We start from the raw sequence: 14,438 nt of genomic DNA on the forward strand, positions 1-14,438 counted from the left end.
TGGCTCATCACGCGGCCCTGATGCGCGGATTGATGACGGCGTAGAGCACGTCGACGATGAGGTTCACGGCCATGACGATGAGCGCGATCAAAAGCAGACCTGACTGCACGACGACATAGTCGCGCTTGAAGATGGAGTCGACCATCCACTTGCCGATGCCCGGCCAGGCGAAGATGGTTTCGGTGAGAATGGCTCCGGCAAGCAACGTGCCGACCTGCAGGCCAATGGTGGTGACGACCGGAATCAGCGCGTTTCGAAGCGCATGCACGCCGATGACGCGGGCGGCCGAAAGCCCCTTGGCGCGGGCGGTGCGGACATAATCCTCGCCCAGCACCTCGAGCATGGCCGAGCGCGTCTGGCGCGCGATCACCGCCAGCGGGATGGTGCCGAGCACGATCGCGGGCAGGACGAGATGGCTGAGGGCCGAGCGCAGGGCGTCCCACTTGCCGTAGAGGATGCTGTCGATGGTCATGAAGCCGGTGATCGGCTTCAGGAAGAACTGCAGTCCCATTCGGCCGGAAACCGGCGTCCAGCCGAGGTAGCCCGAGAAGAAGATGATGAGCAGCAGGCCCCACCAGAAGATCGGCATGGAATAGCCGACGAGCGCGGTGCCCATCAGCGACTGGTCGAACCACGAGCCGCGCTTGACGGCCGCGAATATGCCGGCCGGGATGCCGACCACCATCGCGAAGATCATAGCGAAGAAGGAGAGTTCCAGCGTCGCTGGGAAGAGCGTCTTGAACTCCTCGAGAACCGGGCGCTTGGATGAAATCGAGACGCCGAAGTCGCCGGTCGCGACCTCGCCGACATAGCGCGCGTACTGCTGCCAGACCGGCAGGTTGTAGCCGAACTGTTCCTTGAGCTCTTCGTAGCGCGCGGGCGTGACGCCATGCTCGCCGGCCATGGCCAGGATCGGATCGCCGGGCAGCAGCCGAACGAAGGCAAAGGCGCAGATGGTGATGCCGACGAGAGTCGGGATCAGGAGGGCGATTTTATTGAGAAGATATCGGAGCATCGTCGAATGGATCGGGGCGGCGCTGGAATTTGCGCCGCCCCGTTCGCAATATTATTCGGCCTTGTCAACGCCGTCGAAGCGGTGAATGCCGAGCGGGTCCATCTTGTAGCCGGAGATGTTGTTGCGAACGACCGAGTACACCTGGCTGTGGGCCAGGAGGAAGGCCGGCGCCTGCTTGGCGAAGATCTCCTGCGCCTGCTCATAGAGCTTGGTGCGCTCGCCCTCGTCGCTGGTCTTCTTGGCCTTCTGGATCAGGTCCTCGAAGTCCTTGTCGCACCAGCTGGAGTAGTTCGAGACGCCGATGGCCGAGCAAGCGAAGAGGGTGGCGAAGAAGTTATCCGGATCGCCATTGTCGCCGGTCCAGCCGATCTGGAAGGCGCCGGGGCGCTCCTTCTTCTTGCCTTCCTCGCGATACTTCGTCCACTCGTAGTTGACGATCTCGGCCTTGACGCCGACCTTGGCCCAGTCGGCCTGGATCAGCTCGGCCGCGCGCTGGAAGTTCGGGTTGTAGGGGCGAACGCGGTCGGAAGCCCAGAGCTGGATTTCCTTCAGCCCGGCATCGGCCAGCACCTTCTTGGCCGCTTCCGGATCATAGGAATCGAACTTCACGGCCTTGTTCCACGACCACATGGTCGGCGGGATCAGGTTCTGGGCCGGCGTGGCGCCGGCATCCTGGAACAGCGACTTGATCAGCGCTTCCCGGTCGATCGCCTGGTTGAGCGCATGACGGACCTCGGGCTTGTCGAGCGGCGGGATCGTCGTGTTGTAGCTCATATAGCCGATGTTGAGGCCGGCCTGGTCCATCAAGGTCACGTCCTTGTTGGCCTTGATGGTGGCGATGTCGGCCGGGTTCGGATAGGGCGCGACGTCGCATTCGCCGGCCAGCACCTTCTGGATACGGGCGGTCGCATCAGGCGTGATGGCGAAGACCAGATCGTCGATCTTCTCCTTGCCCTTGAAGTAGTCGGGGTTGGCCGCATAGCGGATGACCGAATCCAGCTGGTAGTCGACGAACTGGAACGGACCGGTGCCGATCGGCTTGGTCGAGAAGTCGGCCATCTTGCCGTCCTTCTCGAGCTGGTCGGCATATTCCTTCGAGACGATCGAGGCGAAGTCCATGCCGAGATTGGCCAGCATCGGCGCGTTCGGCTCGGTCAGCGTCAGCTTGACGGTGAGGTCGTCGACCTTTTCCCACTTGGCGACGTATTTCGGCATGTCCATGCCGGTGTAGTAGTCCCACGTCAGGTTCGGCAGATATTTCTCGCCGTTCCACGGATTCTGCTTGTTGAACTGACGGTCGAAGGAGAAGACGACGTCATCGGCGTTGAGGTCGCGGGTCGGCTTGAAATAGTCGGTGGTCTGGAACTTCACGCCCGGATGCAGGTGGAAAGTATAGACCAGGCCGTCGTCGGAGATTTCCCATTTGTCGGCGAGGCCGGGCTCGATCTCGGTGCCGCCGTGCTTGAACTCGACCAGGCGCGAATAGACCGTGCGCGAGGAGGCGTCGAAGTCGTTGCCGCCCGTCGTCGTACCCGGATCGAAATTGGCCGGCGACGCTTCCGAGCAATAGACAAGCGTCTTTGCATTGGCCATGCCGCCCAGGACGCTTGCAGCCAGCAACGCGGCTGCAAAAGTCATTGTCTTTTTCATTGAGCACTCCCTGATGTTCTTCCAAGCCCCTCTATCAGGCTCGCGAAGCGCGCATATAAGCACCGTTTTTGGGGCTTTGGAACACCCCGTTTGCGTACCCCACGGTAAGCAGGAAAAGAATCCGCATTTTCCTCAAATACCGGAAAAAATGAGCAGAATTTTTCGCTCACGACATTGTTAACGACCGCATTTTTTTATTGATTGGGCGCTTCTCGAAATCAGAACGAGGGGCGCCGTGCTCGCGATCCTGGTCCTCGCCGGCACGCGCCTCAGGGAGCGGTCGGCGAAGAGATTTCGGCGGCAAATCTTTCCGCCGCTGCCGCTGGGGCAAGACTTGCACCGCCGCTGATAGAGGCAATACATAGACGTCATGCCGGATTTCTTGGGAATCCGCGATCTGCCGCGGCGGAGGAGGTTTCCGACATCGGGAGCAAGCGCCGGCGTGTGAGGCAGCAAGACCTAAGCAAAAGACACCAGGGAGGGATTTGGTGGCAAAAGCAGCAAAGACAACGCCCCCAGCGAAGGCAAAAGTCAAGGCCGCGACCGGCAATGCCGGCGCGCCCAAGGCTTCATCTTCCAAGACCGCTTCATCTTCCAAGACCGCTTCACCCGCCAGGACGTCCTCACCTGCAAAGGCCACTGCCAAGCCGAAGGCCGCCGCCGCTCCGAGAAAGACGAGCTCCAAACCCGCCGCCAAGGCTGCAACCGCAAAGACCGGCAAGCCCGCGGCCGCGAAGCCGGCACCGCCGCAGGCCAAAGGGCTGCCTAAGGCAATCACCGAGCTCACGGCCGGATTGCCGGAAAAGCCGTGGCTGAAAAACTATCCAAAGAACATGCCGGCTGAGATCGGCCCGCTTCCCTACAATTCGATCGGCGACTTCCTCGTCGGCGCCTGCAAGCAGTTCTCCGGCCAGCCCGCATATGTGTGCATGGGCAAGTCGATCTCCTACGCCGAGCTGGAGCGGCTCTCGGCGGCCTTCGGCGCCTATCTGCAGTCGAAAGGCCTGGAGAAAGGCGCGCGCGTGGCGCTGATGATGCCGAACGTGCTGCAATATCCGGTGGCGATGATGGCCGTGCTGCGCGCGGGCTTCACGGTGGTGAACGTCAACCCGCTCTACACGCCGCGCGAGCTCGAGCACCAGCTCAAGGATTCCGGCGCGCAGGCGATCGTCATTCTGGAAAACTTCGCCAACACGCTGCAGGCGGTGATCGCCCGGACGCCGGTCAAGCATGTGGTGGTGGCGGCGATGGGCGACATGCTGGGCGGACTGAAAGGCGCGATCGTCAACCTCGTCGTGCGGCGGGTGAAGAAGATGGTTCCCGCCTGGTCGCTGCCCGGCCATGTCAAGTTCAACGCCGCGCTGAGGGCCGGCGCGGGCCTCGCCTTCAAGCCCGCAACGGTCTCGGGCGACGATATCGCCTTCCTGCAATATACCGGCGGCACGACCGGCGTCTCGAAGGGCGCGACGTTGCTGCACCGGAATGTGCTTTCCAACGTGGCGCAGAATTCGCTCTGGGTGGAGGATGCCTACACGGTCAAGCCGAAGCCCGCGCATCTCAACTTCATTTGCGCGCTGCCGCTCTACCACATCTTCGCGCTGACGGTGAACGCGCTGATGGGCATGCAGCAGGGCGCGCAGAACGTGCTCATCCCGAACCCGCGCGACATTCCGGCCTTCGTCAAGGAACTGCAGAAATACCCGGCCCACATCTTCCCCGGCCTCAACACGCTGTTCAACGCGCTGCTCAACAACGAGGATTTCCGCAAGCTCGACTTCAAGCCGTTGATCCTGACGCTTGCCGGCGGCATGGCGGTGCAAAGAGGCGTGGCCGAGCGCTGGAAGGCGCTGACCGGCTGCCCGGTGAGCGAAGGCTACGGGCTCTCCGAGACCTCGCCGGTGGCGACCGCCAACAAATTCAGCTCCAGCGAATTCACCGGCACGATCGGCCTGCCGCTGCCTTCGACCGAGATCGCCATCCGCGACGACGACGGCAACAACGTGCCGCTCGGCGAAGTGGGCGAGATCTGCATCCGCGGGCCGCAGGTGATGGCCGGCTACTGGAACCGGCCGGACGAGACGGCCAAGGTGATGACCAAGGACGGCTTCTTCAAGTCGGGCGACATGGGCTTCATGGACGAACGCGGCTACACCAAGATCGTCGACCGAAAGAAGGACATGATCCTGGTCTCCGGCTTCAACGTCTATCCGAACGAGTTGGAAGAGGTCGTGGCGCAGCATCCCGGCGTGCTCGAAGTGGCGGCGATCGGCGTGCCGGACGAGCATTCCGGCGAGGTGCCGAAGCTGTTCGTAGTCAGGAAGGACCCGGCGCTCACCGTCGAGACGCTGACCGCCTATTGCCGGGAGAACCTGACCGGTTACAAACGGCCGCGATACATCGAATTCCGCACCGAGCTGCCGAAGACGCCGGTCGGCAAGATCCTGCGGCGCGCATTGCGGGAGTAGACTTGAGCGAAAATGTTGCCGGCCTGACGCCAGAGCGTCGCGGCGGCCTCGATCCCGCGGAATTCATCAAGGCGAACATGCGCTTGTCGCCGGTGCCGTCGCTGCCCGAAATCCGTCTTTACACGGCCCATCCCGGCAGCGGGCTGAGGCGGCTGCTCGAACCGGATGATGACGCCGACGACGGCACGGCCGAGCCGCAGCCGCCCTACTGGGCTTATGCCTGGGCCGGCGGGGCAGTGCTGGCGCGCTACATTCTCGACCGGCCCTCGACCGTTGCCGGCCGCCGCGTGCTCGATCTCGGCGCCGGCTCCGGCCTTGTCGGCATCGCCGCGGCGAAGGCGGGAGCGAGCGCGGTGATCGCGGCGGAAATCGACCGCAACGGCATAGTCGCGCTCGGCCTCAACGCTGCGGCCAACGCCGTCGCCATCACCATAACCGGCGAGGACATCACCGCCGGTCCGTCGCCGGCGGTCGACCTGGTGCTCGCCGGCGACGTCTTCTATGGGCAGGCGGTGGCACGGCGGGTCGTCCCCTTCCTCGACCGGTGCCTTGCCGCCGGCATCAAGGTGCTGGTTGGCGATCCGGGCCGCGCCTGGCTGCCCAAGCCCAGGCTTCGCCTGTTGGCTGAGTATCAGGTGCCCGATGTCGGCGGGAATGGCGGCAGCGAGGCGAGGCCGAGCGGCGTGTTTGCGTTCGTCCCAGCCGGGGCCGGCTAGCTCGCCGCCACGCTCACCCGAGCGGCGAGAAAATCCGGAAGGTCGGCGACCGAATCCAGGATGACGTCGGCCATCGGCGACAGCGAGTCGCGCGTGCCGGTGCCGGAAAGCACGCCGATCGCCAGTCCGCAGCCGCCGGCGCGCGCCATTTCGAGATCGTGGCGATTGTCGCCGACCATGGCGATCTCGCTGGGCTTCAACCCGGTCAGATCGCAGAACGCGACGACGGTATCGGGCGCCGGCTTGGGATTGGCTACCGCATCATAGCCGAAGGCGGCGTCGAAGAGCTGCGCGACACCGAGCGTGGCGAGCGTCTTTTCGGCGCCGCTGGTGGAATCGTTGGTGGCGACGCCCAGCCGGAAGGATCGCTTGTGGAGCGCCCGCAGCGATTCGACGATGCCCGGAAGCGCAACCGCCATCGACGAGCCCTGCACCGAGGTGATCTCGTTGAAGCGGGAGACGGCCAGCATCTGGTCCTCGTCCGACAGGCGCGGGAACCAGAGCTCGACGACATCCATGTTCGAGCCGGAAGCAAAGATCGAATCGGGCTTGAAGCGCTTGCTGGCGAAATCGAAACCCGCAGCCGCGAGCAACCGGTCCGCCTTCCAGCGATCGCCTTCGGCGGCGTCCATGGCCATGAAATCGGCAATGCCGAGCCATGTTGCGTTGAAGTCGACCAGCGTGCCGTCCTTGTCGAAGAGAATGCCCTTGATATCCGCCAAGCCTTTTACTCCGTGCCGCGCAGTTGGTGGATATGAGCCACCAGTCCGGCAGTCGAGGCGTCGCGTTTTGCGGCAGTCTCCTTGCCTTCCACGACAGGCAGCAGGCCTGTCGCCAATTCCTTGCCCAGTTCGACACCCCATTGGTCGAACGAGTTGATGTTGAACAGCGTTCCCTCGACGAAGACGCGGTGCTCGTAGAGCGCGATCAGGCGACCGAGCGTGCGCGGATCGAGCTTCCGGTAGAGTATCGTCAGCGAGGGACGGTTGCCCGAAAAGACTCGGTGCGGCGCGATGCGGTCGACATCGGCCGGCTCCATGCCCTTGGCCAGCATCTGCGCGCGCGCCTCCTCCAGCGTGCGGCCCTTCATGAAGGCCTCCGACTGCGCAAGGCAGTTGGCGAGCAGCAGGTCGTGATGGGTCTTCAGTTCCGGCTCATGGCTGACGGCAGCCGCCAGGAACTCGACCGGGATGAAGTCGGTGCCCTGGTGCAGAAGCTGGAAGAAAGCATGCTGGCCGTTGGTGCCGGGCTCGCCCCAGACCAGCGGACCGGTCGGCGTAGTGACCGCGCCGCCGTCGAGCGTGACGCTCTTGCCGTTCGATTCCATATCGAGCTGCTGCAGATAGGCCGGCAGGCGCGACAGGCGCTGGTCGTAGGGAATGACGGCACGGGCCGGATATTTGCAGACCACCCGGTGCCACCAGCCGATCAGCCCCAGCAGCACCGGCAGGTTCTTCTGCAGGGGCGCCGAGCGGAAATGCTCGTCCATCTCATGCGCGCCGTCGAGGAAGGCGCGGAAGTTGCGCGGGCCGATGGCGATCATCACCGGCAGGCCGATGGCGCTCCAGACCGAGTAGCGGCCGCCGACCCAGTTCCAGAAGCCGAAGACGCGGTCGGAGGCGATGCCGAACTTCGACACCAGGTCGAGCGCGGTCGAGACGGCGGCGAAATGCTTGCCGATCGCCTCCTTGCCCAGCGCCTTCTCCACCCATTTGCGTGCCGTTTCGGCATTGGTCATCGTCTCGACGGTGGTGAAGGTCTTGGAGGCGATGATGAACAGCGTCGTCTCTGGCGAAAGACCCTTCAGCGTGTCGTGGATGTGGGCGCCGTCGACATTGGAGACATAATGCGCGCGCGGGCCGTCATGATAGGGCGCCAGCGCCAGCGTCACCATCGCCGGTCCGAGATCCGAACCGCCGATGCCGATGTTGACGATGTTGGTGATCTTCTTGCCGGTGGCGCCGGCGGCCTTGCCCGAGCGGATGGCATCGGCGAAGGCGCCCATGGCGTCGAGCACGGCAATCACATCCGCCTTGGTGTCCTGGCCATCGACCACGACGCTTTTGCCGGTCAGGTTGCGCAGCGCCGTGTGCAGCACGGCGCGGCCTTCGGTGATGTTGATCTTCCTGCCTTCGAACATCGCGGCGCGACGTCCCGCGAGATCGGCCGCGCCGGCAAGCTTTTCCAGCATTGCTATGGTGTCGGCGTCGACCGCGCATTTCGACCAGTCGAGCAGAAGGTCGCCATCGGTGGCGGAGAATTTCTCGAAGCGCTTGGGATCGGCGGCGAAGGCCTCGCGCATGGTGCCCTTGGCTGCGGCGCGCTGATCACGCAACGCGGCAAGTTGCTTGTCGAAGGCTGACTGATCCACTGGCGGGCTCCTGGCGGGTTTTTAGACCATTTTAACAGGCCGGATGTTTCCGGCGCGTGTCGGCGCGTCATTCTATTGAGCCGATTTCGATTTATTCAAGCGCGGCGATGCCGCAGCGCATCACGCTTTGATGATGCGCGGTATTGGGCGGTGAGATTGCGAGAATCCGTCGCGACGATGCTCCGCCTTCGCGCTTAGATAATGCTCCGCATCGCGCGTGAACGCGTGGCGACGATGCTCTGCATCGCGCTTGGGATTGTGCCGCGACGATGCTTCGCATCGCGCTTAAACGCGCCGCGACGATGCTTCGCATCGCGCATGATGGATCACTGGCATAAATCCCAGGGATCAGAAAAATTGATTGGCGCAACCCCTTGTGCCACCCCTACACTCGACTGGTCCAGCCAAGTGAAAACAGCTGGCCATCCGAGGAAGATCTCCCATGCCACAGCGCAATGACACGGCCATATGGTCCGGCCTGTTCCGGATTTCGGCCGAATCCGGACAAACCCTCCAGGCTCAGATCCGCCAGGCGATCGTCGCAGCCATCCTCGACCGACAAATCGCCGCTTCGATGCCGCTTCCGTCCTGCCGGATTCTGGCGGAAAAACTTGGCGTTGCCCGCGGCACGGTGGTGCTTGCCTTCCAGCAGCTGGTCGACCAGGGCTTCCTGGAGGCGCGCGAACGGCGCGGCCATTTCGTCAACCCTGACGTGCTGGCCACCCCCGCGAAGCCGCACCAGAAGGCGCCCGACCAGCAGAACGAGATCGACTGGAAGGCGCGCCGGCAGATCGCCGCCAGCGACATGCCGCCGCCGGCCAAGCACGACAACTGGATCAAGTCGTCCTATCCGTTCGTCTACGGCCAGTTCGACCCGGCGCTATTCCCGACCGCCGAATGGCGGGAGTGCAACCGCATGGCGCTGGCGGTGCTCGAGATCCGCAACTGGGCGTCCGACATGGTGGACCGCGACGATCCGCTGCTCATCGAGCAGATCCAGGCCCGGCTATTGCCGCGCCGCGGCATCTTCGCCAATCCGGACGAGATCATCGTGACGCTGGGCGCTCAGAACGCGCTCTACATGCTCGCCTCGCTGCTGATGACCAAGGGCTCGAAGGTGGCGATGGAAGACCCCGGCTACCCGGATGCCCGCTCGATCTTCCGGCTGGCGGGCGCCGATATCCAGCCGGTCCCGGTCGACCAGTCGGGTATCGTGACTTCGGCGATCCCCAGCGATTCCGGGTTCGTCTTCGTCACCCCCAGCCACCATTGCCCGACGATGGTGCCGCTGTCGGCGGAGCGGCGGCAGGACCTTCTGGCGCGGGCCAACCGCAACAACCAGATCATCATCGAGGACGGCTATGACAGCCAGCTTCTCGACGAGGCGCCGCAGCAGGCGCTGAAGAGCCTCGATCGCTCCGGCCGCGTCATCTATGTCGGCTCGATGTCGAAGACGCTGGCTCCGGGTCTTAGGCTTGGCTACATCGTCGCCTCGGCCGGGTTGATCGCCGAGCTTCGCGCGCTACGCCGCTTCATGCTCCGCCACCCGCCGGCGAACAACCAGCGCGCGGTGGCGCTGTTTTTGTCGCTTGGCCATCACGAGGCGCTGGTGCGCAGGCTCTCCGCCGCCTTCGACGAGCGGCGCAAACGTCTGGTCCATGCGATTTCCGCTTTCCTGCCAGAGTGGCGTTCGACCGATTCGGCGGGCGGAACGTCGCTCTGGCTGGAGGGGCCGCGCGGCACCGATTCCCGCGGGCTGGCCGAGGCGGCCGCGTCGCGAAGCGTCATCATCGAACCCGGCGACCGGTTCTTCGACCGCAGCGAAAAGCCCTCTCGTTTCATGCGCTTGGGCATCTCCTCGATCTCGCTGCAGCACATCGAGCCCGGCATCCGCGAACTCGCCACGGCAGCAGGCCGCCGACCCGCTGCGGCCTGATCGCCATCGACTTCCAAAAAGAGCCGGCGTTTTCGCCGGCTCTTTCTGTTTTGGCACGCCTCATCGCTTTAGCGTTCTGGCATATTCGACGGGATTGGCTGGCTCATAGGCTGTACCAATGCCGGCGGCATAGTCGAGCGACAAAGGGGACGAGGCAGGCCGATGGTGGACCAACCGCCACGCACCCTGCCCTAAAAAACTAAAGGTGGAGTGCTTTCCATGTCAGTGGCCCTTGAGAAGCAGGAAGCGTCGTCGGACCAGCGTTCGCGGCGCTCCGGCGGGCGCGAAGCGCGCCGCGCGATGCGGGCTGCGCCTTTAGCCGACGACATCCGTCCGGTGCGGCCAGGCCTCGAAGGGGGCAGCTACGGGCCATTGAGCCAGAACGACCGCGAGCGCATCCACGAGGCGGTGCTGACGCTTTTGGAGACCGTCGGCTTCGCCAACGCCATCCCCTCCTGCATCGAGGCGCTGACCCGGGTGGGTGCTGCCTATGGCGATGACGGGCGCGTCCGCCTGCCGCGCGCGCTCGTGCTCGACACGATCAAAAAAGCGGCGCGCCACTTCACGCTCCACGGACAGGATCCCAAGCACGACATGGTGATCCAGGGCAAACGCGTGCATTACGGCACGGCCGGAGCGGCCGTGCACCTGGTCGATGTCGAGAAGCGCGAATACCGCGAATCGCTGCTGCAGGACATCTACGACGCCGCCCGCCTGGTCGACGGACTCGACAACATCCATTTCTTCCAGCGCACCATGGTGCCGCGCGACATTCCCGACCCGCTCGAGATGGACTTCAACACGCTCTATGCCTGCGTGATGGGGACGTCCAAGCATGTCGGCACCTCGTTCACGGTGCGCGAGAACGTCAAACCGGCGCTGGAGATGCTCTATGCGATCGCCGGCGGCGAGGAGAATTTCCGGGCGCGGCCTTTCGTGTCCAATTCGAACTGCTTCGTCGTACCGCCGATGAAGTTCGCCGAGGACGCCTGCGGCGTGCTTGAAGCCTGCGTCGAGGGCGGCATTCCGATCCTGCTTCTTTCGGCCGGCCAGGCCGGCGCCACGGCTCCTGCCGCGATTGCAGGCGCGGTCGTGCAGGCGGTGGCCGAGGTGCTGATGGGGCTGGTCTACGTCAACGCGATAAAACCCGGCCATCCGGCGATCTTCGGCACCTGGCCGTTCGTCTCCGACCTCAGGACCGGCGCCATGTCCGGGGGCTCGGCCGAGCAGTCGGTGCTGACCGCGGCCTGCGCGCAGATGGCGCAATATTACGACCTGCCGGGCGGCTCGGCCGCCGGCATGACGGACTCGAAGCTGCCCGACATCCAGTCCGGCTACGAAAAGGGCATCACCAATGTGATGGCCGGTCTCTCCGGCCTGAACCTGGTCTATGAATCGGCCGGCATGCATGCCTCGCTGCTCGGCTTCTGCCTCGAGAGCCTGATCATCGACAACGACATGCTCGGCCACTGCCTGCGCTGCGTGCGTGGCATCGAGGTGACGGATGATGCGCTTTCGATCGACACCATCGCCGATGTCTGCCTCAAGGGTCCGGGCCATTATCTCGGCAACGAGCAGACGCTGAAGCTGATGCAGACCGAATATTTCTATCCGTCGGTCGGCGACCGTTTCTCGCCGAAGGAATGGAACGAGAAGGGTCGGCCAGACATATTGCAAAGAGCGATCGCCGAGAAGAAGCGCGTTCTGGCCGAGCGCTTCCCGCGGCATGTGTCGCGGCTCGTCGACGACAAGCTGCGCGCCCGCTTCGGTGAGATGATCAAGCTGCCACGCAACAAGATGGGCGGCTGATATTCAGGCGAGGCCGGGCTGCAAACGAGTCACTCCACACTCAGCCCGTAGCGCTCGACGACGTCGGCGTTGATCAGCTTCGCATGCAGCGTCATCAGCACGATCTGCGCATCGAAGCTGTCGCCGGCTTCGAGCGCGGCCTCGATGCGGCGTTCGGCTTCCAGCGTCGGCTCCCTGCCATTGGCCTGCTCGAAGGTCTCAGGCCCGGCGATGCAATAGCCGCAGAGTTGCGCCACCGACACATAGGCCTGTGGCGGCGGTTCGTCCGGCCAGCGGTCATTCATCAAATTGACGATGGTAAGTTTCACGCCCTCCGGCACCAGCGCCGGATGCAGGTCCGCCTGGCGCAGCGCGTCGTCGAGCTGGCGCAGGTCGCCGGAGCGGCCGAACATGCCGAGGAAGCCGAGGGAAGAACGCCGCTTGGTCATGAAGGTCCCATGTTCTCAGCCAGCCGGTATGACACCTATCTGGATGCGCCGTGACGCCGAAACAAGGGCATAAGAAGAGGGCGGCCCGCGCTTCGCAGGCCGCCCCTCGATTCCCGAAGCAAGCGACTCAGTGATTGTCGCGCGGCACGCCGCTGGTGTGTGCGACGTCCTGATACTTCACCGCCGGCTTCAGCACCATGCCGGCAGAGAACTGGTCGACCATGCCGCGCTGGATCTCCTGCCACGGCGTCTGGTGCTTGGGATAATGGTAGCCGCCATTGCCCTGCAGCGCGGCGCGCCGTCTGGCGATCTCCTCGTCGCTGACGAGGATGTTGGCCGTGCCCTTCCTCAGGTCGATGCGGACGCGGTCGCCGGTCTTGAGCAGCGCCAGGCCGCCGCCGACGGCAGCCTCAGGCGAAGCGTTGAGGATCGACGGCGAGCCTGACGTGCCCGACTGGCGGCCATCGCCGATGCAGGCCAGCGAATGGATGCCCTTTTTGATGAGGTAGGCCGGCGGCTGCATGTTGACCACCTCGGCGCCGCCCGGATAACCGACCGGACCGGCGCCGCGCATGAACAGGATGGTATGCTCGTCTATGCCCTGCGCCGGATCGTCGATGCGGGCGTGGTAATCCTCCGGGCCGTCGAAGACCATGGCGTTGCCCTCGAAGGCCTCCGGGTCGTTCGGGTTGGAGAGATAGCGCTCGCGGAATTCCGGCGAGATGCCGCTGGTCTTCATGATAGCGGAATCGAACAGGTTGCCCTTGAGATTGATGAAGCCGGCATTGGCCTTGAGCGGCTTGTCGATGCCGCGGATGACATCGTGATTCTCGTTGACGGCGTCGCGGCAATTGTCGCCGATCGATTTGCCGTTGGCGGTGATCGCGTCGGGGTGCGGCAGCACGCCGCCCTTCATCAGCTCGGCCACCACCGCCGGAACGCCGCCGGCATGGTGATAGTCCTCGCCGAGATATTCGCCCGTCGGCTGCAGGTTGACGATCAGCGGCACGTTGAGGCCGATCTTCTGCCAGTCGTCATTGTCGAGCGGCACGCCGAGATGGCGGGCAATGGCGTTGAGGTGGATCGGCGCGTTGGTCGAACCGCCGATGGCCGAGTTGACGACGATGGCGTTCTCGAAAGCCTGGCGCGTCATGATGTCGGAGGGCTTCAGGTCCTCATGCACCATGTCGACGATGCGCTTGCCCGTCTCGTACGCGATCTGGCCGCGCTCGCGGTAGGGCGCGGGAATGGCGGCCGAGCCCGGTAGCTGCATGCCGAGCGCCTCCGCCAGCGAGTTCATCGTGGTGGCCGTGCCCATGGTGTTGCAGTAGCCGGTCGACGGCGCCGAGGAGGCGACGATGTCCATGAACTCGTCATAGTCGATCTCGCCGGCCGACAGGCGCTGGCGCGATTCCCAGACGATGGTGCCGGAACCGGTGCGCTTGCCCTTGTGCCAGCCGTTGAGCATGGGGCCGACCGAAAGCGCGATCGCCGGGATGTTGACGGTCGCCGCCGCCATCAGCAGCGCCGGCGTGGTCTTGTCGCAGCCGATGGTGAGCACCACGCCGTCGAGCGGATAGCCGTAGAGCACCTCGACGAGGCTGAGATAGGCGAGGTTGCGGTCGAGCGCGGCGGTCGGGCGCTTGCCGGTCTCCTGGATCGGATGGCACGGGAACTCGAAGGGAATGCCGCCCATCGACACAATGCCTTCGCGCACGCGCTTGGCGAGCTCGAGGTGATGCCGGTTGCAGGGCGACAGATCCGAGCCCGTCTGCGCGATGCCGATCAGCGGCTTGCCCGACATCAACTCGGCGCGCGTCAGTCCGTAATTGAGGTAGCGCTCGAGATAGAGCGCCGTCATGCCCGGATTATCGGGGTTGTCGAACCACTCCTGCGAGCGAAATTTCTTCTTCTTGGTGGGGGCGCCTGCCATAGTGGTCTCCGTATTTGTATGACAAATCGATATGCCAATGCGCTCATGCAGGCAAGAGGCAGGAGCGCCGCGACCCCGCACTTTGGTGCGATAGACAGATAAAGGGCCGCGCGCT

At 64.2% G+C, this 14,438-nt stretch carries 11 protein-coding genes; 4 read left to right on the plus strand and 7 right to left on the minus strand.

Going from position 1 to position 14,438, the window contains the following annotated elements:
- Positions 1 to 7 precede the first annotated feature (7 nt).
- From EJ067_RS13285 to EJ067_RS35340, 3 genes are all read right to left on the minus strand, one after another.
- A complete protein-coding gene (locus tag EJ067_RS13285) occupies positions 8 to 1,015 on the minus strand; it encodes an ABC transporter permease subunit (RefSeq protein WP_126086111.1) in 1,008 nt (335 codons plus the stop codon).
- A gap of 51 nt (positions 1,016 to 1,066) precedes the next feature.
- Positions 1,067 to 2,665, minus strand: coding sequence for an ABC transporter substrate-binding protein (locus EJ067_RS13290; protein ID WP_126086112.1), 1,599 nt, complete (start codon positions 2,663 to 2,665; stop codon positions 1,067 to 1,069).
- 166 nt (positions 2,666 to 2,831) lie between these two features.
- The gene (locus EJ067_RS35340) at positions 2,832 to 3,452 is read right to left on the minus strand and encodes a hypothetical protein (RefSeq protein ID WP_245468259.1); all 621 of its coding nucleotides are present in this window, start codon (positions 3,450 to 3,452) and stop codon (positions 2,832 to 2,834) included.
- Between EJ067_RS35340 and EJ067_RS13295 the strand changes: the two genes are divergently transcribed.
- Both EJ067_RS13295 and EJ067_RS13300 read left to right on the plus strand, forming a co-directional pair.
- Entirely contained in the window at positions 3,427 to 5,130 is a 1,704-nt protein-coding gene (locus EJ067_RS13295) for a long-chain fatty acid--CoA ligase (RefSeq protein ID WP_281058989.1), read from the plus strand. The genes EJ067_RS35340 and EJ067_RS13295 overlap by 26 nt on opposite strands.
- 2 nt (positions 5,131 to 5,132) lie before the next feature.
- A complete protein-coding gene (locus tag EJ067_RS13300; protein WP_245468261.1) occupies positions 5,133 to 5,846 on the plus strand; it encodes a 50S ribosomal protein L11 methyltransferase in 714 nt (237 codons plus the stop codon).
- On the opposite strand, the gene EJ067_RS13305 is transcribed toward EJ067_RS13300, so the two are convergent.
- Together EJ067_RS13305 and pgi are read right to left on the minus strand one after the other, a co-directional pair.
- A complete protein-coding gene (locus tag EJ067_RS13305; protein WP_126086114.1) occupies positions 5,843 to 6,568 on the minus strand; it encodes an HAD family hydrolase in 726 nt (241 codons plus the stop codon). The genes EJ067_RS13300 and EJ067_RS13305 overlap by 4 nt on opposite strands.
- 5 nt (positions 6,569 to 6,573) lie before the next feature.
- Positions 6,574 to 8,181 (minus strand): glucose-6-phosphate isomerase, encoded by a 1,608-nt coding sequence (pgi, locus tag EJ067_RS13310; protein WP_245468311.1) that lies wholly within the window; start codon positions 8,179 to 8,181, stop codon positions 6,574 to 6,576.
- 478 nt (positions 8,182 to 8,659) lie between these two features.
- Here pgi and EJ067_RS13315 point away from each other — a divergent pair, with 478 nt between their 5' ends.
- The gene (locus tag EJ067_RS13315; RefSeq protein WP_126086116.1) at positions 8,660 to 10,153 is read left to right on the plus strand and encodes a PLP-dependent aminotransferase family protein; all 1,494 of its coding nucleotides are present in this window, start codon (positions 8,660 to 8,662) and stop codon (positions 10,151 to 10,153) included.
- 219 nt (positions 10,154 to 10,372) lie between these two features.
- Positions 10,373 to 11,962, plus strand: coding sequence for a trimethylamine methyltransferase family protein (locus EJ067_RS13320; RefSeq protein WP_126086117.1), 1,590 nt, complete (start codon positions 10,373 to 10,375; stop codon positions 11,960 to 11,962).
- Positions 11,963 to 11,991: 29 nt separating this feature from the next.
- Here the strand turns inward: EJ067_RS13320 and EJ067_RS13325 are convergent, their stop codons facing one another.
- Positions 11,992 to 12,390 (minus strand): hypothetical protein, encoded by a 399-nt coding sequence (locus tag EJ067_RS13325; RefSeq protein WP_126086118.1) that lies wholly within the window; start codon positions 12,388 to 12,390, stop codon positions 11,992 to 11,994.
- 127 nt (positions 12,391 to 12,517) lie between these two features.
- Positions 12,518 to 14,323, minus strand: coding sequence for an IlvD/Edd family dehydratase (locus EJ067_RS13330; RefSeq protein ID WP_126086119.1), 1,806 nt, complete (start codon positions 14,321 to 14,323; stop codon positions 12,518 to 12,520).
- Between the last annotated feature and the right edge of the window lie 115 nt (positions 14,324 to 14,438).

It is taken from the genome of Mesorhizobium sp. M1D.F.Ca.ET.043.01.1.1 (genome assembly GCF_003952385.1).
In the GTDB taxonomy this organism is placed as follows: Bacteria; Pseudomonadota; Alphaproteobacteria; order Rhizobiales; family Rhizobiaceae; genus Mesorhizobium.

Excerpts from the sequence above, each read along its gene's own strand:
- EJ067_RS13285 (WP_126086111.1), bottom strand. The coding sequence starts at position 1,015 with ATGCTCCGATATCTTCTCAATAAAATCGCCCTCCTGATCCCGACTCTC.
- EJ067_RS13290 (WP_126086112.1), bottom strand. The coding sequence starts at position 2,665 with ATGAAAAAGACAATGACTTTTGCAGCCGCGTTGCTGGCTGCAAGCGTC.
- EJ067_RS13315 (WP_126086116.1), top strand. The coding sequence starts at position 8,660 with ATGCCACAGCGCAATGACACGGCCATATGGTCCGGCCTGTTCCGGATT.
- EJ067_RS13320 (WP_126086117.1), top strand. The coding sequence starts at position 10,373 with ATGTCAGTGGCCCTTGAGAAGCAGGAAGCGTCGTCGGACCAGCGTTCG.
- EJ067_RS13325 (WP_126086118.1), bottom strand. The coding sequence starts at position 12,390 with ATGACCAAGCGGCGTTCTTCCCTCGGCTTCCTCGGCATGTTCGGCCGC.
- EJ067_RS13330 (WP_126086119.1), bottom strand. The coding sequence starts at position 14,323 with ATGGCAGGCGCCCCCACCAAGAAGAAGAAATTTCGCTCGCAGGAGTGG.